Genomic DNA, 21,650 nt, shown 5'->3' on the forward strand with positions numbered 1-21,650 from the left:
TGGGCGGTAGAGTGTGCGGGTGGGTTCTCAGACTCTGGGCTAGGGAGAGGTGGGCTAGATGGGTCCTACCGGTTAAAACAATATTCCCCGGCTGATAATTCAGCCGGGGAATATTGTTTATCTACGAGTTCTCACAGGGTAAGAACTTAGACGCTATTAGGAGCGCTCGCAGAGGGTGACCTTCACGTAACCGGGGTTACGAACGCCGGATGCCTTCGCAGCGTTGTTAGCGGATGCGATAGCACCGTTGTCAACACCGGGAGCAACGTAGGAGCCACCTGCACCACCTGCGCCTGCCTGCAGCAGTGCGCTAACGTTCTGGCGGTAACGAGTGGGCTCTTCGTTACCGTTCCACTTCTGGGAGGTGATGATGGAGGAGAGGCCGCGAGCAGCACCCGAGCCACCGCCACCGTAGCCTGCGCCACCACCTGCGGAGACAACAGTCTGGTAACCGTTGAAGGACTTCAGGGTCGAGTCCTTGTCCAGGTTGGTCTTATCGTTGAGGTTAACAGGGTTGGTCGCGTGAACGATTTCCAGCTTGGAAATGTCGTTGTTGTCGATCTGGTAGGAGTATGCGAAGACGCCGTCTGCACCCTTACCGTCGAAGCCGGAGCCACCCCTGTCACCAGCGGTAGCGGAGCTGAAGAGCTCCTGCTTGTTCTGGCTCTTGAAGCCCAGGACACCATTGACGTTACCCAGGGTGGAGTACAGCAGGGGCTGCTCGCCACCTGCACCACCCTGACCACCGTTACCACCCTTACCACCGGCAACCTTCATAGCAGTGCGGTCATTGGTGAACGGCTTCAGAACGGTGTAGTGGGAGATGGAGGTCTCAGCGTCGTCACCGGCTGCTGCGGATGCGCTTGCACCAGCGGGCAGAACGGACTTAACGTCGGGGTCGCTCAGGCGGGTGGTGGATGCGTCGACTGCCTTGGGGTTGTAGTACTTACCCGAGGGCATGTTGTTGGTACCGGGCTGGGTACGGATACCCGCACCGCCACCGCCACCTGCGACAGCAACCGGGGTGCCGTTGATGATCAGAGCGGAGGAGCCACCGCCGGAACCACCGTAGAGGTAGCGCTTCATATCGGAAGGCTTGGGCCAGTTAGCGTCAACCTGAGCCTTGACGTCAGCGGGAACGGGCTGCTCGTTGACGTCGCCACCGTTACCGTAACCCTTACCACCGGTTGCGGGGCGGGTCTGCCACAGTGCGGGGCTGTCGACGCCCCTGACGGACTCCAGGTAAGCCACGCCACCGGCAGCTGCGACCAGCTCGATGACCTGGCCTTCCTTGACGGGGATTACACCGGTCACGAGAGCACCGGAACCACCAGGAACCTGGTTGGAGCCGCCACCTGCACCACCAGCGACCTCGAACTTAATCTTGTCGACCTTCGCGGGAACGGTGAACTTGATGGTGTCCTTAGCGCCGGAGGGCTGACCGGAGATGTTGAACTTGGGAGCAGATGCGTAATCGCACTCAGTGGAAGATGCGAAAGCGGGAACTGCAGCAGATGCTGCGACAACCGGAGCAGCCCATGCTGCGCCAGCGACAACCTTGCGGCGAGAAATATTAGTAGACATGTATGTCCTTCGAGAGTGATGTCATTTGAGGAATAAAAGTTATCACCCGCCGTCGTGCGCGGCAGAGAACATCACTTGAAACAAGTCGAGTGAGTGAGTCGGCTTGAGCCTAACCTCTGGTGATAACGACATAATGCTGTACTCCGCTCCCCTGCATAGGGAGTCGCGCTTCAGGGCTCTTGGTGTTCGCCCTGCGAGGTCTTAGACCATCGGCGCAGATTTCGGGTACAGCCAAAACTATACCCATCGAAGAACCAACCTGCAATGATTCCCAAAACACTCCTGATGAGGGGGTTTCCCTTAAACTCTCCGCTTTGATTGAAGGTTTTGCAACCAAAATAGGTTACTTAAGGGAGTTTCAGGTCTCTTAAACCCGAATTGAAACCCCATACAACCCCAAACCCTCAAGCAGTGATTGAATAAATAATCTACAAAAAAGTAATCAAGGTCACCAAAAATAGATGTTTTTGGCGTGTCGCACGCACACAAGCGCACAACCACACACGCAAACCCACAGAATGTTTCTGCATGTGAGAGCAGAAAAAGGGTTCCCGGTCCCTCCCAAACGCCCCGATACACTGGAAGCATGCCCCTCAAGCGCACCCAACCCCAGAAGAACCCACAGAACAGCACTAAGACAGCCGAATCAGGCTACGCCGTAACACATACCCGCGGCGTCTCAGAAAGCAGCGACCTGCCCGCCGACGCCATCACCGCCTCCAGCCGCGTACAAACCTACCTCAGAGACAAACGCGGCTGGATGAACGTCCTCGTCGTCGCACACATGCAGTTCTTCTGCTGCATGCTCTCCGTTGCCTTCGTCAACAGCTACGGCTGGATTCCGCTCGTCTCCGCGCTCTGCAGCACCACCGCGCTCTACTTCCGCTACCGCTTCCCCTACGGCAGCATCTACGTGGTCATCGCGGCGCTCTGCCTCACCCTCGTGGAGCCCTTCCCCGACTCACTCGCCATCACCTGCTACCCGCCCGTCAGCCTCGCCGCCTACCATATCGGTCGGCATTGGCGCCGCCGCGCCCGCTTCCGCGGCCTCATTCTCGGCTGGGTCGGCGCACTCGCCGTCACCGTGCAGGCCTCGCTCTCATTCCTCTACCACTGGGACGACCTGCCCGCCCGCATCTTCATCTCCCTGTTGCTCGGCGTGCTCTGCGGATCCATCTTTACCGTCTTCTGGTTCCTCGGCGACTCCCGCCGCATGCGCGAACTACGCAGCGAAGAGTTCAAAGAACGCGCCCGCCGCCTCGAATACGAGCAGGAGCAGGAACGCCGCCTCGCCGCGCAGGACGAACGCACCCGCATCGCCCGCGAAATGCACGACATCGTGGCGCACTCGCTCTCCAGCATTATTTCTCAGGCGGACGGGGCACGCTACGCCGCCGCGAGCGCCCGCACCGCACGCGCACAGCAGGCGGGTCAGGCTCAGCAGCAGACTGAACAGGCGCAGAACACGCCGGATATTGCTGAGCAGACCCTCGAACTCATCGCAGACACGGCACGCGACTCACTCACGCAGATGCGTTCCCTCCTCGGGCTACTCCGCACCGACGAGGCGACCGCCTACGCACCCGTGCCCACCCTCAACGATGTGCCCGCCCTCGTGGAGCAGAGCCGCCGCGCCGGGCTGCCCGTCACCTTCACCGGAATCACCGGCACCATGGCACGCACCCTGCCGCAGGGCGCCGAACTTGCGGCGTACCGAACCGTGCAGGAGGCGCTCACCAACGCGATCAAGCACTCCCCCGGCGCGGCAACCACCGTCACCATTCACTGGGGCGATGAGGGCCTGCAACTGCGGGTTGAGAACGAACCGGTCTCTACGGTCGCAGCTCAGCACATTGCTCGCCCGGTACCCGGCAGCGGCAACGGTCTGCGCGGCATGAGCGAGCGCATCGCCCTCTACCACGGCACCCTCACCTACGGCACACAACCGGACGGCGGCTGGCTCGTTGAGGCGGCGCTACCCTACCGCGACCTCTAATACCCTTATTCCTCCACCCTGCCACTGCGACTTAGGATTGAAACTATGTACTCTTCCGCACCACAGACCACCCAGCCGATCCGCGTGATGCTCGTTGACGACCAGCGCCTAGTGCGCGGCGGCTTGAGCATGCTCGTCAACTCCCAGCCGGACCTGCAGGTCGTTATGGAGGCTGACGACGGTCTGGCGGCTATTGACGTTTTTGACCGCATGGTGTCTGAGGGGCAGGCGCCGCAGGTCATCCTCATGGATGTGCGCATGCCGCACTGCGACGGACTGGAGGCGGCGCGCCGCATCCTGGAGCGTGACGGCCAGCGTGAGGTGACTGAGTCCGAGCGGGTGCGCATTATTATGCTCACGACCTTCGATATTGACGAGTACGTGTATTCGGCGGTGCGTGCGGGCGCGAGCGGGTTCTTGTTGAAGGACACTCCGCCGGAGCAACTGTTGGAGGCGATTCGTACGGTGCATCGCGGCGATGCGGTGATTGCGCCCTCGGCTACTCGCCGCCTGCTGGAGCATATGATTCCGGTGCTGGACTCCCCCGCCGCTACTCCCGGTGTTCCTGCCGCGCCTGTTCCTGAATCTGCTCCTGTTGCTCCCCCGGCTGTAGCATCTGAGCTTCCTAAGGCGACGTTTATTCCAGCTGAGCCTGCAAGCCTTGAGCCTGTGCAGGATTATCCGCATCGTGAGTTGATTGAGCAGTTGTCGCCGCGTGAGTTTGAGGTGCTGGGTCTGATTGCGCGTGGCTTGTCGAATGCGGAGATTACGCGGGAGTTGGTGCTGTCGGAGGCGACGGTGAAGACGCACGTGTCGCATGTGTTGGCGAAGTTGGGTGCGCGTGATCGTGTGCAGGCGGTCATTATGGCGTATGAGGCGGGTATCGCCCACTAGCTCTCCCCTGCGATTGTTCCCCCTATATAAGGGCACAACAGAATAGAGGACACGGTAAAGCCCCGGCGGGCGCCTCCTTATCGGGGGCACCCTCCGGGGCTCTTTAGTTAAGTGGTTTCTTGTATCTGGTCGATGATTCGCTCGAAGTCGCTCATCAGCTCAGGCAATTTCTTATAGCGGCAGCTCCACCATGTCCGGTTCTGCTTCTGCGTAGATAATGGGGCGTAGCTGGGTAACCATATCAACGCTACGGCGGGTCAGCTGTTCAATGCGGTGCTGAGCATCCACCATCTGCATGAACTCGTCAAAAGGAGCTACCCCTGGCATCTGCACCAGAAAATCCAGGTCGCTCGTTTCGGTCAGTTCACCGCGGGCGGCACTACCGAAGAGGCGGGCACGGCGCACACCAGCATCACGGAGGATCTGAAGAACCTCCGCTTCGTGGGGCAGCGTGTACCCGCGATGCAGATTGGGGTGGCTAGTGCTCATACACCCATCATACGCGCAAAGCCAGATGACAGGTCAGCCACTTAGAACCTAGCTCTATGAATCAGGGAGCGTATCCACCCTGTGCACAGTGAAGCCCCGGCGGGCGCCTCCTCTCGAGGCACCCTCCGGGGCTTTCTCACGCCGAGTATCCGGGTTCGCCGGGTACTGTGACTATGCCAGATACAGCGGGTTAGCCGCGCATACCCTCAACCGGGGACATGCGAGCCGAACGAGCCGCCGGCAGAGCCGAAGCGAGCATCGCAGCGAGCACACCCACAATGAGGATGACCACGTACCAGACGTACGGCAGGTCAAGCACGAGCGGGGCGGAAGCACTCATGGAAGACATAATAATCTGCGCAGAGAGGCTACCAATCACCGCACCAGAAACCATACCGAGCACCACTGCGGCGAGCGTAATCAGAATCGCCTCAATGGAAATCATGCGGCGCAGCTGCTTGCGGGACAGGCCCAGCGAGCGGAGCATAGCGTTCTCGCGGCGGCGCTCATTGACCGACAGGGTCATCGTGTTCGCCACACCAATGATGGAGATGACCACTGCGAGCATGAGCATCACCAGGGTGAAGGTCAGCATAACGGTCAGCAGCTGGTCGTATGTCTGACGTTCCTGCAGACCACCGGTGAAGGAGCTGTCCGGGCTGGCTCGGTTCAGATCAGCCTGCAGGGCCGCGTTCTCGCTACTGGTCAGCGGGGAGGCGGCGCGCACCAGAACGACGGTGTCGTTACCGGTTGCCTGGCTGGTGACGGTCAGGTGAGCTGCCTTCGTCTGAGCTTCCTTGTCACCGCTGGCGATTGCTTCTTCCAGGCGCTTCTGAGCTTCCTCAGCGGCAGGGTTGGCAACCTTCTGCGGGTTCTTGGCGTCCTGCAGCTTGGCGGCGGTGGCAGGGTTGACGATCAGCAGGTTCTGCTTGGTTGCAGACTTGATGGGCTTGAGTTCCACTTCGCCGAGCGGACCGTGTGCCTTCAGACGGCTGGACTCATTCAATCCAGCGGACTTCCAGAGGCCCTGCGGTACGAGCACGGTGTCATCGGCAAGGTTCGAGTTTTCGTCGGGCAGGATTGCCTTCAAATCGGAGGAGCTCAACGCCACCAAGTCAGAATTCTGGTTGGCGGTCTGTCCCTCGTACTCGACGGTGTAGTCGACCACACCGGCTGCGTAACCAACGGCGGATGCTTGAACGTTCTTATTACCCTTGACCTTGGAGGCGATTTCCTCCGCCTTGGTCACGGTGGAGGCTGCCTCGGACTGGTCAAACGAGCTGTACTTCGCCTGCGCAGAAATCGGGTACTGCTGATCCAGGGCCTTGGTCAGCGAGGCGCTCAGCACCGAGTAACCGGTCAGCACAGTCGACACGACCAGGGTACCCACCAGCACGGCACGACCGGTGGAGACGGTGCGCTTGGGCGAACGCAGTGCGTTGGCGAGCGCCAGCTTGCCGGTCTGGGTGCGGGTGACCTTACCGAGGGCACGTACCAGCGGGGGCAGTACCAGCGGGGTGAGGAGGAAGACCGCAATACCGAGCAGCAGCGCGGCCCCCATCATGAAGGCAATGGCCTTATTGCCGGCACCCTCACCGGAACCCTGGTTCTGAGCCAGCATCACCAGGCCGATACCTGCGGCGCCGAAGACCAGACCCAGGATCGGGCCGACCTTGCCGGGCTTGCGCACCTCAAGGTTGGTGTGCTCGCTCATCGCGCTAATGGGCGAGATGCGCAGGGCGCTTCGTGCCGGGGAGAGCGACGCCAGAACCGTCACGAGGGTGCAGAGGAGCACACTCACCAGGATCGGGGTAATCGAGTACGAAATCATGATGGTGGTCAGGTTTGCACCAACCAGCGCGCCAACCGGGTAGGTCAGCAGTGCACCGATGAGGGAGAACACCACGCCAACGGTAACGGATTCGATGAGTAGCATCCGTACGAGAGAGCCGCCACGGGCACCGAGGGTGCGTAGCAGGGCGAGCTCGCGGATGCGCTGGCCGACCAGCACCGCGAAGGTGTTGGAAATGACGAACGAGGAGACCAACAGAGCCAGTGCTGCGAAGGCGCCCAGGACCACACTAATGGAGGTGAAGACCGTGGAGATGGTCTTCTGGTAGTCTTCCAGCAACTTCTGACCGGTCATCACGCGCGGGTCGTTCTTGGTGTCGCCGCTGCTGAGCGAATCCTGCAGGCTCTTGAGCTTGGCGTCGGTTACGCCGTCCTTGAACTTGAGGTAGATGAGGTTCGCGCCAGCCATGCTTCGGTAACCGGCCGCGGAACTCTTGTTTTCTGCCTCGGATGCCTTCAGCGCGGCTTCGCCGAGGCTAGTACCACCAATGAAGACAGCCTGATTGGTGGTAGAGCCTTCAAAGCCGGGGTCGAACAGGCCGACGACGGTGTATTCGGCGGTCTTATCGGTACCGGGGGCGCTGACGGATTCCACAACGTCGGTGCTGGTGACCTTGCCGTTCAGCGAGAGGTTATGCTTCTTCGCGAAGTAGGTGGAGACCATGATTTCGTGGTCGCTACTGGGGATTTTACCCTGCACCTTGTACGGGAAGAGGCTCGAATCGGCGGGCAGCTGGTTGTACTGCACGCGGGTTTTCTGGTCGCCGGTGCCAATCGCACCCGTGACGGCGTACTGCACCCAGTAGCCGGAGAGCAGGTCACTCTGCTCTACCTTCTGAATCTGGTCACGAGTCAGGTAGATAGAGGTGCTGTCTTGACCGTCGGAGGTTGTAGCGGCGGAGGCGACGACCGCCTCGGCGCGGGAGAGCACGTCACCGACGGAGGAGTTGACGGTCGCCTGCAGCGAGTTGGTGAGCATCATAATGGCTGCGATAAAGAAGGATGAGATCGCGATGCCTATGCCCGTGAGGACGTATTTTCCTTTGGAGGCGCGCAGGTTGGAGCGCGCCACCGTGTTCAGTGTGGTTGCCACGGCTTATCGACCTTCCAGCTGTGCCATTGCGCCGAGGACGGCGTCGTAGGTGGGTTCGATCATTTCGCCGGCGACCATGCCGTCCTTGATGAAGACCACGCGGTCCGCATAGGAGGCGGCGTTTGCGTCGTGGGTGACCATGAGGATGGTCTGTGCGTGGTCGGTTGCGGCGGCACGCAGCAGGCGCAGCACCTCGGCACCGGAATTGGAGTCGAGGTTACCGGTCGGCTCGTCGGCGAAGACCACTTCGGGGCGTGCGAGCAGTGCACGCACGATGGCGACGCGCTGCTGCTGACCGCCGGAGAGCTGTTCGGGGCGGTGGTCGAGGCGGGTTTCCAGGCCGAGGGTCTTGACCAGGTAGTCGCGCCACTGCGGGTCGGGCTTCTTACCGGCAAGGCCCAGCGGCAGGTCAATATTCTGGCCCGCGGTGAGGGTGGGCACCAGGTTGAACGACTGGAAGATGAAGCCGATGTGTTCGCGGCGGAATTCGGTGAGGGCGTTGTCCTTCAGGCCGAAGAGCTCCACACCGCCAATACGAATGGAGGTGGCGGGGTTCGGGTCGGGGGTGTCCAGGGTTGCGATGGTCTGCATCAGCGTGGACTTACCCGAGCCGGAGGGTCCCATAATCGCGGTGAACTTGCCCTGCTCAAAGTCGACGGAGACGTTGTTGAGGGCGTGGACGGTGGCTTCACCGATGCCGTAGGTTTTGGAAAGGTTTCGTGCGGAGACGGCAGGCTGCGCCGCCTGGGCGTGATGAGTTGTCGTAGTCATAGTTCAATTATTTCACGCGATGTGGCGCTGACTACGGTGTTTTTATCATCCTCCAGGTTGATTTTGGTAGGTGTTCACCGGCTCTTTACCGGCGGATGCAGGGGCTATCGCTAATCCCACGGGCTGAGATGCGTCTAAGGCTGGCTAGGAGGGGTGCCGACATCATCCTTAAGTATGAGTGGCAACTCAGCCGGTACATCTACCCCGCGCCCATACCTCTATATAGTGCATGCGAAAAGCCCCCGGCTCCTCCCCCATCTGGGGTTAGGATGCCGGGGGGGGGCTTTCTCGCGCTATGTCAGAAGCAACTGTTATGCCTTGGGTGCTTCGTAGCGGGGGAACACCGGTGCGGGTGCGGGCAGTTCGGTGCCGGGCACGAGCGCGGTGCCGAGGGCTGCAAACTGGCGTGCGTCACCTTCGGGTACGCCGAGCAGGGTCAGCAGCTTGGCGGTCGAGTCGGGCATGACGGGCTGCAGCAGAATGGCGACCTGGCGCACGACCTCGAGGGTCACGTACAGCACGGTGTTCATGCGGTCGAGTTCGCCGTTCTTGCGCAGGGTCCAGGGCTCCTGCTCCGCGAAGTAGGCGTTGGTGTCTGCGAGGACGGTCCAGATGCGGTCGAGTGCACGGTGGAATGCCTGCTCATCGAAGTCTGCACGGACGGGCTCGTAGAGGGCTGCCGCCTCGTCGAGAATCTTGCGGTCTGCCTCGGTGAATTCGCCGTGGGTGGGGACGGCGCCGCCGCAGTTCTTGGCGACCATAGACAGGGAACGCTGGGCGAGGTTGCCGAGGTTGTTTGCCAGGTCGGAGTTGATGCGGTTGATGATGGACTCTTCGGAGTAGGAGCCGTCCTGACCGAAGGAGACCTCGCGCATGAGGAAGAAGCGCACGGCGTCGAGGCCGAATGCGTCGACGAGGTTTGCGGGGTCGACGACGTTACCGACGGACTTGGACATCTTTTCGCCGTTGACGAGCAGGAAGCCGTGGCCGAAGACGCGCTTGGGCAGTTCGATTCCGGCGGACCACAGGAATGCGGGCCAGTAGATGGAGTGGAATCGGGTGATGTCCTTGCCAATGAGGTGCAGGTCGGCGGGCCAGTACTTGACGAACAGTTCGTTGTCGGTATCGGGGTAGCCGAGGCCGGTGAGATAGTTGGTCAGCGCGTCCACCCACACGTACATGACGTGCTTGTCGTTGCCAGGTACGGGCACGCCCCAGTCGAAGGTGGTGCGGGAGATGGACAGGTCGTTGAGGCCGCCCTTGACGAAGGAAATCAGCTCGTTGCGGCGGGATTCGGGGTAGACGTAGCCTTCGTTGGCGTAGAGTTCGAGGAGCTTGTCACCGTACTTGGAGAGGCGGAAGAAGTAGGATTCTTCTTCGGTCCACTCAACCTCGGTGCCGGTGGCGATGGCGTAGCGCTGGCCGTCGCGGACTTCGGTTTCGTCTTCTGCGTAGTAGGCTTCGTCGCGGACGGAGTACCAGCCGGCGTACTTGTCGAGGTAGATGTCGCCGTTTTCTTCCATGCGCTTCCAGATTGCCTGGGATGCGACGTAGTGGTCGGGGTCGGTGGTGCGGATGAAGCGGTCGTAGCTGATGTTCAGCGCGTCGTTCATTGCCTTGAAACGTGCGGAGTTCTCGTCGGCGAGTTCCTTAGCGGTCTTACCGAGCTTCTCGGCGGTGGTCTGCATCTTCTGGCCGTGCTCGTCGGTGCCGGTCATGAAGCGCACGTCGAAGCCGTCGAGGCGCTTGAAGCGGGCTAGCACGTCGGCGGCGATGGTTTCGTAGGCGTGGCCGATGTGCGGGTTGCCATTGGGGTAGGAGATGGCGGTGGTGATGTAGAACGGAGTTGCAGTCATAACTTTCAGTTTACCGCAGTATTAGGCGAGGCTCTCACTGGGGTTACACTCTGATACGCGATAAAACACTCAGCCGCCATGCAACACACCAAAACGCGACAGCCATCCCCCGCCCCAGTTCGCTAGGCACGGGGCGCACACGAAACCACCGCGCACCCCAACGAACCGGCGGGATAACGCGCCCCTGCCGAACCCGCAGAAACCATCTGAGGAATCGGTGTCGTCCGTAGTGACATCAGGGTGTCCGAGCTCTGCGAGGACAGGTCCCCTGCAGGAACGAGGACGAACACCGATTCCTCAACCCATGAAGACTGCATTTCAAGGGGAACGCAAAAATCCCGCCGATTCCGAAGAATCAGCGGGATTTTCTTTGAAGTGCGCCCCCTGGGACTCGAACCCAGAACCCATTGATTAAGAGTCAATTGCTCTGCCAATTGAGCTAGAGGCGCTTATTTTGTTCTTGCGGGTTTCCCTCGCAACAAGTAAATACTATACGGCATTCTTTGGGTGCCCGCAACTCGAGTGGGCATGAACTGCATCACACTCATTGTTTTGGGGTTTTTGCAGGCTTTCGTTAGACAGAAATCCGGCGCACCTCCCCTCCCCTGTAGCGGGGTGTGGGTGGTGCGCCGGATTTTTTAGAAAGCTATTGCTGAGCTACTGCTTAGCGAGCGACGGAACCTTCGGTGTAGTCGTCGTCAGCGGTGTTCCAGGAGAACAGCTCGCGCAGCTTGCGGCCGGTTGCCTCGATGGGGTGTGCCTCGCCCTTTGCGCGCAGTGCCTTGAACTCGGGTGCGCCTGCAGCTTGGTCTTCCATGAAGCGCTTTGCGAAGTTGCCGTTCTGGATGTCTGCCAGGACAGCCTTCATGTTTTCCTTGACCTCGGGGGAGATCACGCGGGGGCCGGAGACGTAGTCGCCGTACTCTGCGGTGTCGGAGATGGACCAACGCTGCTTAGCGATGCCGCCCTCGATCATCAGGTCGACGATGAGCTTCATCTCGTGCAGAACCTCGAAGTATGCGATCTCGGGCTGGTAGCCAGCCTCGGTCAGGACCTCGAAGCCGTACTGGACGAGCTGGGAGGTGGAGCCGCAGAGAACTGCCTGCTCACCGAACAGGTCGGACTCGGTCTCTTCGGTGAAGGTGGTCTTGATAACGCCTGCACGGGTTGCGCCCAGTGCCTTTGCGTAGGACAGTGCCAGTGCGAGTGCCTCGCCGGATGCGTCCTTCTCGACTGCAACCAGGGCGGGAACGCCACGGCCTGCTTCGAATTCGCGGCGGACGGTGTGGCCGGGGCCCTTGGGAGCAACCATTGCCACGTCAACGCCCTCGGGTGCGGTGATGTAACCGAAGCGGATGTTGAAGCCGTGTGCGAAGAACAGTGCGTTGCCGGGCTTGAGGTTCGGCTCGATGCTCTCTGCGTAGACCTTTGCCTGGACCTGGTCCGGGGTCAGGATCATGATGACGTCAGCTTCTGCTGCTGCTTCTGCGACGGTTGCAACGCGCAGGCCTTCTGCCTCAGCCTTGGCACGGGACTTGGAGCCCTCGGGCAGGCCAACGATGACCTTCACACCGGAATCACGCAGGTTCAGTGCGTGTGCGTGGCCCTGGGAGCCGTAGCCGATAACTGCTACGGTGCGGCCCTGAATCAGCGAGAGGTCTGCGTCGTCGTTGTAGAAAATGGTTGCTGCCATTTTTCTTCTCCTCAGTAAGTTCGATATGCGGCCCAGGCTGGGCTCAGCATTCACTATTCTACTTGAAAGCTATGGGGGTGCGGGTTTACGAGAGCACTTCTCAGATTGTGGCTCAAGATTTCGTAACCTGCAGAGTTTATGGGGTACTGCATCTATTTCTTTGGCTTTGGGGCGCCTGGGTAGAGAAAGCGCCTAGTGGAGAAAGAATTAGAGAGTACCTGATGCTCCCCCGCCCGCACGGCGAATGCTTATGCTTCGTTTGTGCGGGCGGGAGAGACGCTACGGGAATGTAGCGTTAGGTATTTGCGTTAGATGCGCTCGCTCATGGCACGGGGGCCACGAGCCAGGCCGATGGTGCCAGCGCGAACGATTTCGCGGACGCCGTAAGGCTCCAGAACATCCAGCAGTGCGTTGAGCTTTTCCTCGGAGCCGGTTGCCTCGATGACAACGGATTCGGGGGAAACGTCGATGACGGATGCACGGAACAGGTCAGCTGCCTGAACGATCTGCAGGCGTGCTACTGCGTCTGCCTTGACCTTAATCAGGATGTGACCGCGCTGAGTGGAGGAGTCGGCGGGAAGCTCGACGACCTTCAGCACGTGAACGAGCTTGTTCAGCTGCTTGGTAATCTGCTCGATGGTGTGAGCGTCACCCTCGGTCACGACGGTGATGCGGGAGACACCGGGGTTTTCGGTGGGGCCCACAGCCAGGGAGAGGATGTTGAACAGGCGGCGGGAGAACAGACCGGAAACTCGGGTGAGAACGCCCGGCTTATCTTCTACCAGAACGGACAGAGTGTGCTGAGACATTAGTTCTCTCCCTCACGATCGAACTCGGGCGAAGTGTTCTTCGCAATCCAAATCTTGTCATTAGAAACGCCTGCCGGGACCATGGGCCAGACCAGTGCGTGGGGGCTGACGGTGAAGTCAATGACCACGGGGCGGTCGTTGATTTCGAGGGCAGCCTTAATGGTGGCGTCCACGTCTTCGTCGCGCTCGCAACGGAAGGTGGCGCAACCGTATGCGTCGCCGAGCTTCACGAAGTCGGGGATGCGTGCGGTGCCGTGACCGTCCTTCAGGTCGGTGTTGGAGTAGCGCTCGTTGTAGAACAGAGTCTGCCACTGGCGCACCATGCCGAGGGAGGAGTTGTTGATGATGGCAACCTTGACGGGGATGTTGTTCTGTGCGCAGGTGACCAGTTCCTGGTTGGTCATCTGGAAGCAGCCGTCACCGTCGATGATCCACACGGTGGAGTCGGGGTGTGCGACCTTTGCACCCATGCCGGCGGGAACGCCGTAGCCCATGGTGCCGAGGCCTGCGGAGCTGATGAAGTGGCGGGGGCTTTCCTGCTGGATGTAGTGTGCGCCCCACATCTGGTGCTGGCCAACGCCGGTGACGTAGTATGCGTCGGGGCCGGTGAGGGCGCTGATGCGCTCGAGAACGTACTCGGGGGAACCGAGGCCGTCGGTGGGCTTCTCGTAGCCGAGCGGGTAATCCTTGCGGATTGCGTTAAGCTCGTTCCACCATTCGGTGAGGTTCGGCAGCTGCTGTGCGAACTCGGTGGAGAGCAGGTCGGTCAGCTCGGGCAGCACGTACTTGAGGTCGCCGACGATCGGCACGTCTGCGAAGCGGATCTTCGAGATTTCTGCCGGGTCAACGTCAATGTGGATGACCTTAGCCTCAGGTGCGAAGGAGTCGAGCTTACCGGTGACGCGGTCGTCGAAGCGTGCGCCGAGGGTGATGAGCAGGTCAGACTTCTGCATTGCGGCGACGGCGGGGACGGTGCCGTGCATGCCGGGCATGCCGAGGTTCTGGGGGTCGGAGTCGGGGAACGCGCCGATTGCGTTCAGGGTGGTGACGACGGGTGCGCCGATGAGCTTAGCCAGCTTGTGGAACTCTTCGGAGGCACCGGAGCGCACCAGGCCACCGCCAACGTAGAAGACGGGGCGCTTGGACTCGGTGATGAACTTTGCAGCTTCGTGAATCTGCTTGGAATGGCCGCGGGTGACGGGGGTGTAGCCGCGCAGCTCCAGATCTTCGGGGATGCCGCGGTATTCCATCATGCCGACCTGCGCGTCCTTGGTGACGTCTACGAGCACGGGGCCGGGGCGGCCGGTGGATGCGATGTGGAATGCTGCTGCGAGCGCGCGGGGGATGTCCTGCGGGTCGGTGATCATGAAGGAGTGCTTGGAGATGGGCATTGCCATGCCGACGATGTCAGCTTCCTGGAATGCGTCGGAGCCGAGCAGCTTGGTGGACACCTGGCCAGTGATTGCGACCAGGGGGATGGAGTCCATGTTTGCGTCAGCGATTGCGGTCAGCAGGTTGGTTGCGCCGGGGCCGGAGGTTGCGATGCACACGCCGGTCTTACCGCTGGACACTGCGTAGCCCTGGGCTGCGTGACCTGCGCCCTGCTCGTGGCGGACCAGGATGTGACGGACCTTCTTGGAGTCGTACAGGGGGTCATAGGTCGGCAGAATAGCGCCGCCAGGCAGGCCGAATACGTCGGTCACACCCAGGTCTTCGAGGGTGCGGACGATAGCCTGAGAACCGGTCATGCGTTCTGCGGGAGCGTTTGCCGCGTCATCAGAAGTGGAAAATCCCATGGTCATGGAAATGCCTCGTGTCTTAATGGTTCTTCGTTGTACTCAATGTTCTGCGTGGGGTTTGTGTGATCCTCACGCATCCTATGCCCGGGGGTACCAAGCTATAAAAAATGCCCCTCGCTGTTGGTGGTAGCGGTAGGGGCGCTCAGTCGCAGTGAATAGACCCTGCCACGCGCCCTAGGCGACGTCGACAAGGCGTAGAATTCGCTGGAACATTGCTGTCTTCACCCTTCTATGGTGCGCCCCGAGAGGGGGTGAGTCAAATCTCTATCGGGCAACACACCTGTTTTTGTTCATAAAGGCGCAGGTCGGATACTTTCTTTCATGATGTGGACACCTTGTGCGCGTGCGTGCACTCTTGGGCGCTCTTTTGAACAGGTGAGAAAAACTCGCATTTTTTGGGCGTCATGGCGCGTAATATGTGCGAATACTCGTGACCTTCGTTGGTTGCCCCGGTAGACTGAAGCTATGACCGAACCAATTATCCCGGTCGCTGATGAGCTGACCGAAGCAAGTAAGTACGCAGAGGTTGTTGACCCCCGTAACTCTGTTGAGAGTAGCGAGTTTTTGACGGGTGAGGAACTCATTCGGGTTCTGCACCCGGTTTTTGACGAGCAGATTATTAATTACGGTGCCTACAATTTGGTGTATGCGACGGGCCGTGCGGTTTACCGTAATCCTGATTTGGCGTTGCATCAGTACCCGAATCAGGAACATTTTATTGTGGGTTATCAGGATGCGCCGGATGAGGTGATTATTGCTCCGGTGAATTTGCCTGCGTTGACGCCTGCGGGTACGGCTACGACGATTGATAATACGAATGCACTGCATGCTTACCGTGTGGGTGATGATGCGGTGACGATTGAGTCGGTGAATGGCAGCTCGTTTTATTTGTCGTTTGAGGATAATGCTGAGGTTGCGACTCGTTTTGGCACTGGTCTGCTGGAGCAGGGTAAGGATGTTGAGGATTTCCGTGAGTTTGTGACGCGGATTTGGCCGGTCCTGTAGCCGTGTGACTTTTTGAGGTGAATGCCCGCTGCGGTCTTGTGACGGTGGCGGGCTTTCGCGTACCCACGCCCGACTATGCTGGACGCTTGAGGGGCGGTGCACGCCCTCGCTCCACACGCAAAACACCAACCACCACGCAACACGCTAAAACGCGACAGCCCTCCCCCGCCCCAGTTCGCTAGGCACGGGGCGCACACCCAAACCACAAACCACCCACGGCGGGATCAGCTCGAGGTTCGGCACCCTCCTCGTTCCTACAGGGGCACCCGCCCTCGCTTCGCTTCGGGCACCCTGATGTCACTACGGAGGCCACCGAAACCTCCACGCACCCGCCAGGGGAACCCTTGGGGTGCAGCTACGTTTTCCGGAAGCGCCCTCAGGGTGTCACACGGACGCTCTCCGATGCGGAGCGAGGAGAGAGCGGAGCGTCCGGGTGACGGGTGCCCCTGCGTAGGCGCGAAGGAAACATGCGGCGCGCACCATCAAAAACAAAGCCGAGCCCCGACTCCTCAAGCCCTCAAAACTGTATTCACGAGGGAACGCAAAAATCCCGCCGATTCCGAAGAATCAGCGGGATTTTCTTTGAAGTGCGCCCCCTGGGACTCGAACCCAGAACCCATTGATTAAGAGTCAATTGCTCTGCCAATTGAGCTAGAGGCGCTTATTCTGTTTTTCAAGGTTTCCCTTGCAACAGAAAAATACTATACGCGGTTTTTTGTGGTGTGCGCAAGTTGAAATAGCGTGAGCCTGGACACATTATCTGGGTGGGGTGTGTGGGAGACTAGACTGTGTGTATTGCACGGGGCGCATCCGCCCTTGGTACGGTGTGGGGCGCATCCGCCGCTCCCCTGTTGATCTCTGTTGTTGTTTTGAGGAGTTATTGATGAGTGTTCGTCTTGAGCCGGGTACTCCGGCGCCTGCTTTTACCCTTTCTGACGCGTCGGGTAAGGAGCACAGCCTGAGCGATTATGCGGGTAGCAAGGTGATTTTGTATTTCTACCCGAAGGCTTCGACTCCGGGTTGCACGAAGGAGGCGTGCGATTTCCGCGATAATTTGGCGTCGTTGAAGTCGCTGGGTTACGTGGTGTTGGGTGTTTCTCCGGATTCGCCGGCGGCTATTGGCCGTTTTGTGGAGAAGGAGTCGTTGACGTTCCCGCTACTGTCTGATGCTGATCATGCTGTGGCTGAGGCGTATGGCGCGTGGGGTGAGAAGAAGAATTACGGCAAGGTGTATGAGGGCCTGATTCGTTCGACGTTTGTGATTGATGAGCAGGGTGTTATTTCTGTGGCTCAGTACAATGTGCGTGCGACGGGTCATGTGGCTAAGTTGCGTCGTGATCTTGGTATTGACCCGAAGTAGGGTCGTGCTTTTGGGGGCTTGACTGCGGTCTGCCGGGTGGCTCTATGTGGGGTTGCTGTTCGGCGTGTTTGCGGGCTTTTTGCCCTATGGGGGCTTCTTTTAAGGCTTGGCGAACCCTGATTCCTCGTGTACACTAATTTTTTGTTGCCTCAGACGCATGCATCTTCGGATGTGGGGTGACACTGCGCGCGAGTGGTGAAATTGGCAGACACGCAGGATTTAGGTTCCTGTGCCTTACGGCGTGGGGGTTCAAGTCCCCCCTCGCGCACACACACATTTACATTGGACCCGCCGTCACGGTTGTCGTGGCGGCGGGTCCTCTTGTATGTATCTTGCCCGGGTGGGATGTCTCGCCCGGATGGGTGTTGAACCGCTATCCTGAGAGATAAGCATCCGCGACGGAAGAGAGGACCCTCCCGTGCAGCATCAGCCTCATGCATCGTCAGCTGTTGGCAATTCTGATGCGCTGCTGCGAGCCACTGCTGGCTCGAGTGGCTTGAGTCGACGCGCCGTTTTGCGTTTTGGCGCGCTTTTTAGCGCCGGTTTGGCGCTTTCTGCGTGTTCTGGTCAGTCTTCTGCTGGTTCTTCGGCGAGTGCGAGCGCATCCTCTGCTGATGCGCGTCGTGTGTTTCGTTTTGCGCAGGGTGCGGCGCCGTTGGGTTTGGATCCGGCGTTGTTTCCTGTGGCGAGTACGTATCAGGTGACGGCGCAGGTTTTGCAGACGTTGTTGGTGGCGAATCATTACACGGGTGATCCTGAGGTTCAGGATTCTTTGTGTAGTGAGTGGACGGTTTCTGATGACCGTTTGACGCATACGTTTGTGTTGCGTGAGGCGCATTTTAGTAGTGGCGTTGCGTTGTCTGCGGATGCTGTGGTGCAGAATTTCCAGAGGTGGCAGGCGTTGGCTACAGGTGAGGGTACTGCTGCTTTGGCGGTGCCTGCTCAGCCGTTGTTTGCGTGGGGTTTTGGTGTGCCGAAGCCGGGTTCGTCTGATCCTTCGGCGGTGGAGCCTGCGCCGGTTCAGGCGTCGCCGTCTGGTACTGCTACTCCGGGTGCTTCTGCGAGTGCGTCCGCTACCCCGTCGGCTACCGCCTCGGCTAGTGCTTCTGCCGTAGCTTCTGAACCGGCTCAACCGGGTGGTAAGAATGCGCCGAAGCCGGATGCGGCTCAGTCGTCTGCGGTGCAGTCGTTCTTGCCGTTGGTTTCGTCGGTGGTGGCGAAGGATAACTCTGTTGTGGTGACGCTGTCGCGTCCTTCGCTGGCGTTCCCGCGTATTTTGACGCAGCAGGCGTTCGGCATTATTGACCCGTCGCTGTTTGGTTCTGATCAGAAGCTGACGGGTAACCCGGTGGGTACGGGTGCGTTCCTTGTGGATTCTTTCAAGGACGGCACGGTGCGTCTGCTGAAGAATACCCATTTTGCTGGTCAGGCGCCTGAGCTGGATGAGATTCAGATTTCGACCCTCACGTCGTCGGATAAGCGTTATTTTGCGCTGATGGAGGGTCACATTGATGCGTGTGATCAGGTGAATTCTTCTGATCTGGGTCAGTTGGCGCGTGATGGTTATCAGACGCCGGGCCGTGACCCGTTCTCGCTGGTGTATTTGAGCCTGAATACGGCGCATCCGGTGTTGAAGAATATTTCGGTGCGTCGCGCTATTTCGCATGCTGTGGACCGTGGCGCGCTGCGTCAGTATTACCCGCAGGGCACCTCGGATGCGCAGACGCTGATTTCGCCGTCGTTCCGTATTAAGGCTGATGACGCGAAGGATTACACGGACCGTAATCAGGATACGGCGCGCTCGCTGTTGGCGACGGCGGGGTACGACAATCAGGTGATTGAGTGCTACTACCCTGCCGATGTGTCTCTGCCGTGGATGGATACTCCGCAGAAGGTGTATTCGGAGATGGTGGCTTCGCTGATTGAGGTGGGTTTGAATATTAAGCCGGTGCCTCTACCGTGGGCTGAGTATCTGCCGAAGAGCCGTGAGGTTTCTTCTGAGCGCGGTATTACTCTGGCTGGTTTTTACGGCATGTACCGTGACCCGTATGCGTTCTTTGGCCCGGTGTTGGCGCCGCTGATTGCTGAGCATCAGGTACGTTCGTTGATTGCTAACGCGCCGGCAGATATGACGACGGGTTTGACGAAGAAGAGTTCTGATGTGCCCTCGTCGGGTGGTTCGGATTCGAATGTGCGGATTTCTGCTACTCCGAGCCCGCAGCCGAGCTATTCGGCGGATCCGTTGACGCCTGAGGAGGAGGCTTCGGCTTCTGCGTCGCCGAGCCCTTCGGCGACTCCTTCGCCGCAGCCTACTGCTGTGGCTGTGGCGCCGTCGCCTCGTTTTACTGAGATTTTGGAGGCGATTCGCACCGCGGATTCTGCCGATTCGGTGGATTCGCAGCGTGAACTGTACGCGAAGGTTGTGTCTCAGCTGGGTCAGTTCATGCCGGCGGTTCCGTTGCTGAATGTGACGTCGAAAGTGGCGGTGAGCCGTGAGGTTCAGGGCTATCAGACGGAGCAGAATGCGATTGAGCTGTTCGGTAAGCTGCGCAAGTCGTAGCCTGCATTTTTAGCTTTTATGGAAAGGGGTGCATCCCGGTTGGGGTGCGCCCCTTTTGCCGTGTTTGGGGCGTTGGGGCAGCCGGTGGGTTGGTGTTTCTGGAGCTGCTTTCGAGTTGTTGCCGGCGGGTGTAGCAAATGCACGCGATTACGGGTCTTTTCGACTCTAAGAGATTTATTGATATGAACTGCAACACTCTCTCTCGTTTTGTGGATTCTGACTATGCCAACCCCACTAAAAGGAGTAGGCTAGATGATGTACCCCACATTCACTGTGCCCAGGCCGGGCACCCGCACCCCTAAGGGAGAATTCAGTGGTAGCACGTACTGAACGAACCGACGTCGTCCTGGTCGGCGGCGGCATCATGAGCGCCACCCTCGGCGTGTTCCTCAAGGAACTCGAACCGAGCTGGAACATCGTCCTGCTCGAACGCCTCGACAAGGCCGCTCAGGAATCCTCCAACCCCTGGAACAACGCAGGTACCGGCCACTCGGCACTGTGCGAACTCAACTACGCACCCGCTGGCCCCGACGGCACCGTCTCGGCTGCTAAGGCGCTGAACATCAACGAGCAGTTCCAGATTTCCCGCCAGTTCTGGGCATCCCTGGTTGAAGAGAAGATTCTGGGCAACGCAGACTTCATCAACCCGGTCCCCCACATGTCCCTGGTCTTCGGTGAGGACCACTCCAAGTACCTGGCTGCACGCTACGATTCCTTCCGCAAGGAGAAGCTCTTCGAGCGCATGGAGTTCTCCACCGAGCGCGAGAAGATTGGCGAGTGGGCACCGCTGACCGTCAACGGCCGCAAGGGTAACGACCCGATTGCAGCAACCTGGTCCCCCGAAGGTACCGACGTTGACTTCGGCGCCCTCACCCAGCAGCTGATTGACTACCTGCAGACCAAGGGTGTTGAGGTCCGCTACGGCTACCAGGTCACCAACCTGAACCGCGAGTCCAACGGCTCCTGGACCGTTGACGCTATCAACCGCATCAACAAGGAAGAGCCGCTGACCATCAACGCGAAGTTCGTCTTCCTGGGTGCCGGTGGTGGCGCTCTGCACCTGCTGCAGAAGTCCGGCATTGAAGAGGGCAAGGGCTACGGCGGCTTCCCCGTCTCCGGTCTGTTCCTGCGCAACACCCACGAGGCAACCGCAAACCAGCACAACGCTAAGGTGTATGGTCAGGCTTCGGTGGGCGCACCTCCCATGTCCGTGCCGCACCTGGACACCCGCTATGTAAACGGTAAGCGCGCCCTCATGTTCGGCCCCTACGCTGGCTTCAAGACCAACTTCCTGAAGCAGGGCTCCCTGCTGGACCTGCCGCTGTCCCTGCGCCCGCACAACATCTACCCGATGACCCGCGCGGGTATCGACAACCTCTCCCTGGTCAAGTACCTGCTCTCCGAGCTGGTCAAGGACAAGAACGCACGCCTCGAGTCGCTGTACCAGTACTACCCCGAGGCTAAGGGCGGCGAGTGGGAGCTCATCGAGGCTGGCCAGCGCGTCCAGATCATGAAGAAGGACGCAAAGAAGGGCGGCATTCTGCAGTTCGGTACCGAGGTTGTCTCCGCAGCAGACGGCTCCATCGCGGCTCTGCTGGGCGCCTCCCCCGGTGCTTCTACTGCGGCTCCGATTATGCTGAACCTGCTGGCTAAGTGCTTCCCCTCCAAGATTGCTGGTTGGGAGCCTCGCCTGAAGGAGCTCATCCCCGGTTACGGCGTGAAGCTCAACGATAACCACGACCTGGCTGATGAGCTGATGGCTCACACCGCTAAGGTTCTGGGTATTCACAACTAGTTTTCAGCTAGCCGAAAGCAGTATCTGACAAGGCTTTTTGAGGCTTTTCGAGGCGGTTGCCCTCTCTAGCTGACCAATAGGTCAACTATCTGCAC

At 59.6% G+C, this 21,650-nt stretch carries 14 protein-coding genes and 3 tRNA genes; 7 read left to right on the forward strand and 10 right to left on the reverse strand.

Annotated features, from left to right (window positions below):
- Nucleotides 1-156 precede the first annotated feature (156 nt).
- Nucleotides 157-1,584, reverse strand: coding sequence for a transcriptional initiation protein Tat (locus AB8E48_RS00340; RefSeq protein ID WP_368885363.1), 1,428 nt, complete (start codon nucleotides 1,582-1,584; stop codon nucleotides 157-159).
- A gap of 586 nt (nucleotides 1,585-2,170) precedes the next feature.
- On the opposite strand from AB8E48_RS00340, the gene AB8E48_RS00345 reads away from it, so the two are divergent.
- The gene (locus AB8E48_RS00345; RefSeq protein ID WP_368885364.1) at nucleotides 2,171-3,580 is read left to right on the forward strand and encodes a sensor histidine kinase; all 1,410 of its coding nucleotides are present in this window, start codon (nucleotides 2,171-2,173) and stop codon (nucleotides 3,578-3,580) included.
- Nucleotides 3,581-3,625: 45 nt separating this feature from the next.
- The gene (locus tag AB8E48_RS00350; protein ID WP_368885365.1) at nucleotides 3,626-4,474 is read left to right on the forward strand and encodes a response regulator; all 849 of its coding nucleotides are present in this window, start codon (nucleotides 3,626-3,628) and stop codon (nucleotides 4,472-4,474) included.
- A gap of 171 nt (nucleotides 4,475-4,645) precedes the next feature.
- Here the strand turns inward: AB8E48_RS00350 and AB8E48_RS00355 are convergent, their stop codons facing one another.
- From AB8E48_RS00355 to AB8E48_RS00390, 8 genes are all read right to left on the reverse strand, one after another.
- Nucleotides 4,646-4,963, reverse strand: a complete 318-nt coding sequence (locus AB8E48_RS00355) for a nucleotidyltransferase family protein (RefSeq protein WP_368885366.1) — start codon at nucleotides 4,961-4,963, stop codon at nucleotides 4,646-4,648.
- Nucleotides 4,964-5,153: 190 nt separating this feature from the next.
- Nucleotides 5,154-7,907 (reverse strand): ABC transporter permease, encoded by a 2,754-nt coding sequence (locus tag AB8E48_RS00360; RefSeq protein ID WP_368885367.1) that lies wholly within the window; start codon nucleotides 7,905-7,907, stop codon nucleotides 5,154-5,156.
- Between the two features lie 3 nt (nucleotides 7,908-7,910).
- A complete protein-coding gene (locus AB8E48_RS00365) occupies nucleotides 7,911-8,678 on the reverse strand; it encodes an ABC transporter ATP-binding protein (RefSeq protein ID WP_368885368.1) in 768 nt (255 codons plus the stop codon).
- Between the two features lie 311 nt (nucleotides 8,679-8,989).
- On the reverse strand, nucleotides 8,990-10,534 hold the full coding sequence (gene metG / locus AB8E48_RS00370; RefSeq protein ID WP_368885369.1) for a methionine--tRNA ligase: 1,545 nt from the start codon (nucleotides 10,532-10,534) through the stop codon (nucleotides 8,990-8,992).
- A gap of 376 nt (nucleotides 10,535-10,910) precedes the next feature.
- A tRNA-Lys gene (locus AB8E48_RS00375) sits at nucleotides 10,911-10,983 on the reverse strand.
- Between the two features lie 215 nt (nucleotides 10,984-11,198).
- On the reverse strand, nucleotides 11,199-12,227 hold the full coding sequence (gene ilvC, locus AB8E48_RS00380) for a ketol-acid reductoisomerase (RefSeq protein WP_314656580.1): 1,029 nt from the start codon (nucleotides 12,225-12,227) through the stop codon (nucleotides 11,199-11,201).
- 308 nt (nucleotides 12,228-12,535) lie between these two features.
- Nucleotides 12,536-13,036: an acetolactate synthase small subunit gene (gene ilvN / locus AB8E48_RS00385; protein WP_005505523.1), complete on the reverse strand. Its 501-nt coding sequence runs from the start codon at nucleotides 13,034-13,036 to the stop codon at nucleotides 12,536-12,538.
- A complete protein-coding gene (locus tag AB8E48_RS00390) occupies nucleotides 13,036-14,838 on the reverse strand; it encodes an acetolactate synthase large subunit (RefSeq protein WP_368885370.1) in 1,803 nt (600 codons plus the stop codon). Before AB8E48_RS00390 ends, ilvN begins: the two co-directional genes overlap by 1 nt.
- Before the next feature lie 462 nt (nucleotides 14,839-15,300).
- On the opposite strand from AB8E48_RS00390, the gene AB8E48_RS00395 reads away from it, so the two are divergent.
- Nucleotides 15,301-15,840 (forward strand): hypothetical protein, encoded by a 540-nt coding sequence (locus AB8E48_RS00395; RefSeq protein WP_368885371.1) that lies wholly within the window; start codon nucleotides 15,301-15,303, stop codon nucleotides 15,838-15,840.
- A gap of 588 nt (nucleotides 15,841-16,428) precedes the next feature.
- On the opposite strand, the gene AB8E48_RS00400 is transcribed toward AB8E48_RS00395, so the two are convergent.
- Nucleotides 16,429-16,501 (reverse strand) — tRNA-Lys (locus AB8E48_RS00400).
- Between the two features lie 222 nt (nucleotides 16,502-16,723).
- Between AB8E48_RS00400 and bcp the strand changes: the two genes are divergently transcribed.
- The 4 genes from bcp (at nucleotide 16,724) to AB8E48_RS00420 (ending at nucleotide 21,555) form a co-directional block, all read left to right on the forward strand.
- A complete protein-coding gene (gene bcp / locus AB8E48_RS00405) occupies nucleotides 16,724-17,200 on the forward strand; it encodes a thioredoxin-dependent thiol peroxidase (protein ID WP_298699130.1) in 477 nt (158 codons plus the stop codon).
- Between the two features lie 186 nt (nucleotides 17,201-17,386).
- Nucleotides 17,387-17,468 (forward strand) — tRNA-Leu (locus AB8E48_RS00410).
- Between the two features lie 150 nt (nucleotides 17,469-17,618).
- Nucleotides 17,619-19,760, forward strand: coding sequence for an ABC transporter substrate-binding protein (locus AB8E48_RS00415; RefSeq protein WP_368885372.1), 2,142 nt, complete (start codon nucleotides 17,619-17,621; stop codon nucleotides 19,758-19,760).
- 313 nt (nucleotides 19,761-20,073) lie between these two features.
- Nucleotides 20,074-21,555, forward strand: coding sequence for a malate:quinone oxidoreductase (locus AB8E48_RS00420; RefSeq protein WP_368885373.1), 1,482 nt, complete (start codon nucleotides 20,074-20,076; stop codon nucleotides 21,553-21,555).
- Nucleotides 21,556-21,650 lie beyond the last annotated feature (95 nt).

The sequence above is a fragment of the Rothia mucilaginosa genome (genome assembly GCF_964211445.1).
In the GTDB taxonomy this organism is placed as follows: domain Bacteria; phylum Actinomycetota; class Actinomycetes; order Actinomycetales; family Micrococcaceae; genus Rothia; species Rothia mucilaginosa_E.

What these genes read in the sequence shown, in the direction of transcription:
- AB8E48_RS00355 (WP_368885366.1), bottom strand. Translation starts at nt 4,963, where the DNA reads ATGAGCACTAGCCACCCCAATCTGCATCGCGGGTACACGCTGCCCCAC.
- AB8E48_RS00350 (WP_368885365.1), top strand. Translation starts at nt 3,626, where the DNA reads ATGTACTCTTCCGCACCACAGACCACCCAGCCGATCCGCGTGATGCTC.
- metG (WP_368885369.1), bottom strand. Translation starts at nt 10,534, where the DNA reads ATGACTGCAACTCCGTTCTACATCACCACCGCCATCTCCTACCCCAAT.
- AB8E48_RS00365 (WP_368885368.1), bottom strand. Translation starts at nt 8,678, where the DNA reads ATGACTACGACAACTCATCACGCCCAGGCGGCGCAGCCTGCCGTCTCC.
- ilvC (WP_314656580.1), bottom strand. Translation starts at nt 12,227, where the DNA reads ATGGCAGCAACCATTTTCTACAACGACGACGCAGACCTCTCGCTGATT.
- AB8E48_RS00395 (WP_368885371.1), top strand. Translation starts at nt 15,301, where the DNA reads ATGACCGAACCAATTATCCCGGTCGCTGATGAGCTGACCGAAGCAAGT.
- ilvN (WP_005505523.1), bottom strand. Translation starts at nt 13,036, where the DNA reads ATGTCTCAGCACACTCTGTCCGTTCTGGTAGAAGATAAGCCGGGCGTT.
- AB8E48_RS00340 (WP_368885363.1), bottom strand. Translation starts at nt 1,584, where the DNA reads ATGTCTACTAATATTTCTCGCCGCAAGGTTGTCGCTGGCGCAGCATGG.
- AB8E48_RS00345 (WP_368885364.1), top strand. Translation starts at nt 2,171, where the DNA reads ATGCCCCTCAAGCGCACCCAACCCCAGAAGAACCCACAGAACAGCACT.
- AB8E48_RS00390 (WP_368885370.1), bottom strand. Translation starts at nt 14,838, where the DNA reads ATGACCATGGGATTTTCCACTTCTGATGACGCGGCAAACGCTCCCGCA.
- bcp (WP_298699130.1), top strand. Translation starts at nt 16,724, where the DNA reads ATGAGTGTTCGTCTTGAGCCGGGTACTCCGGCGCCTGCTTTTACCCTT.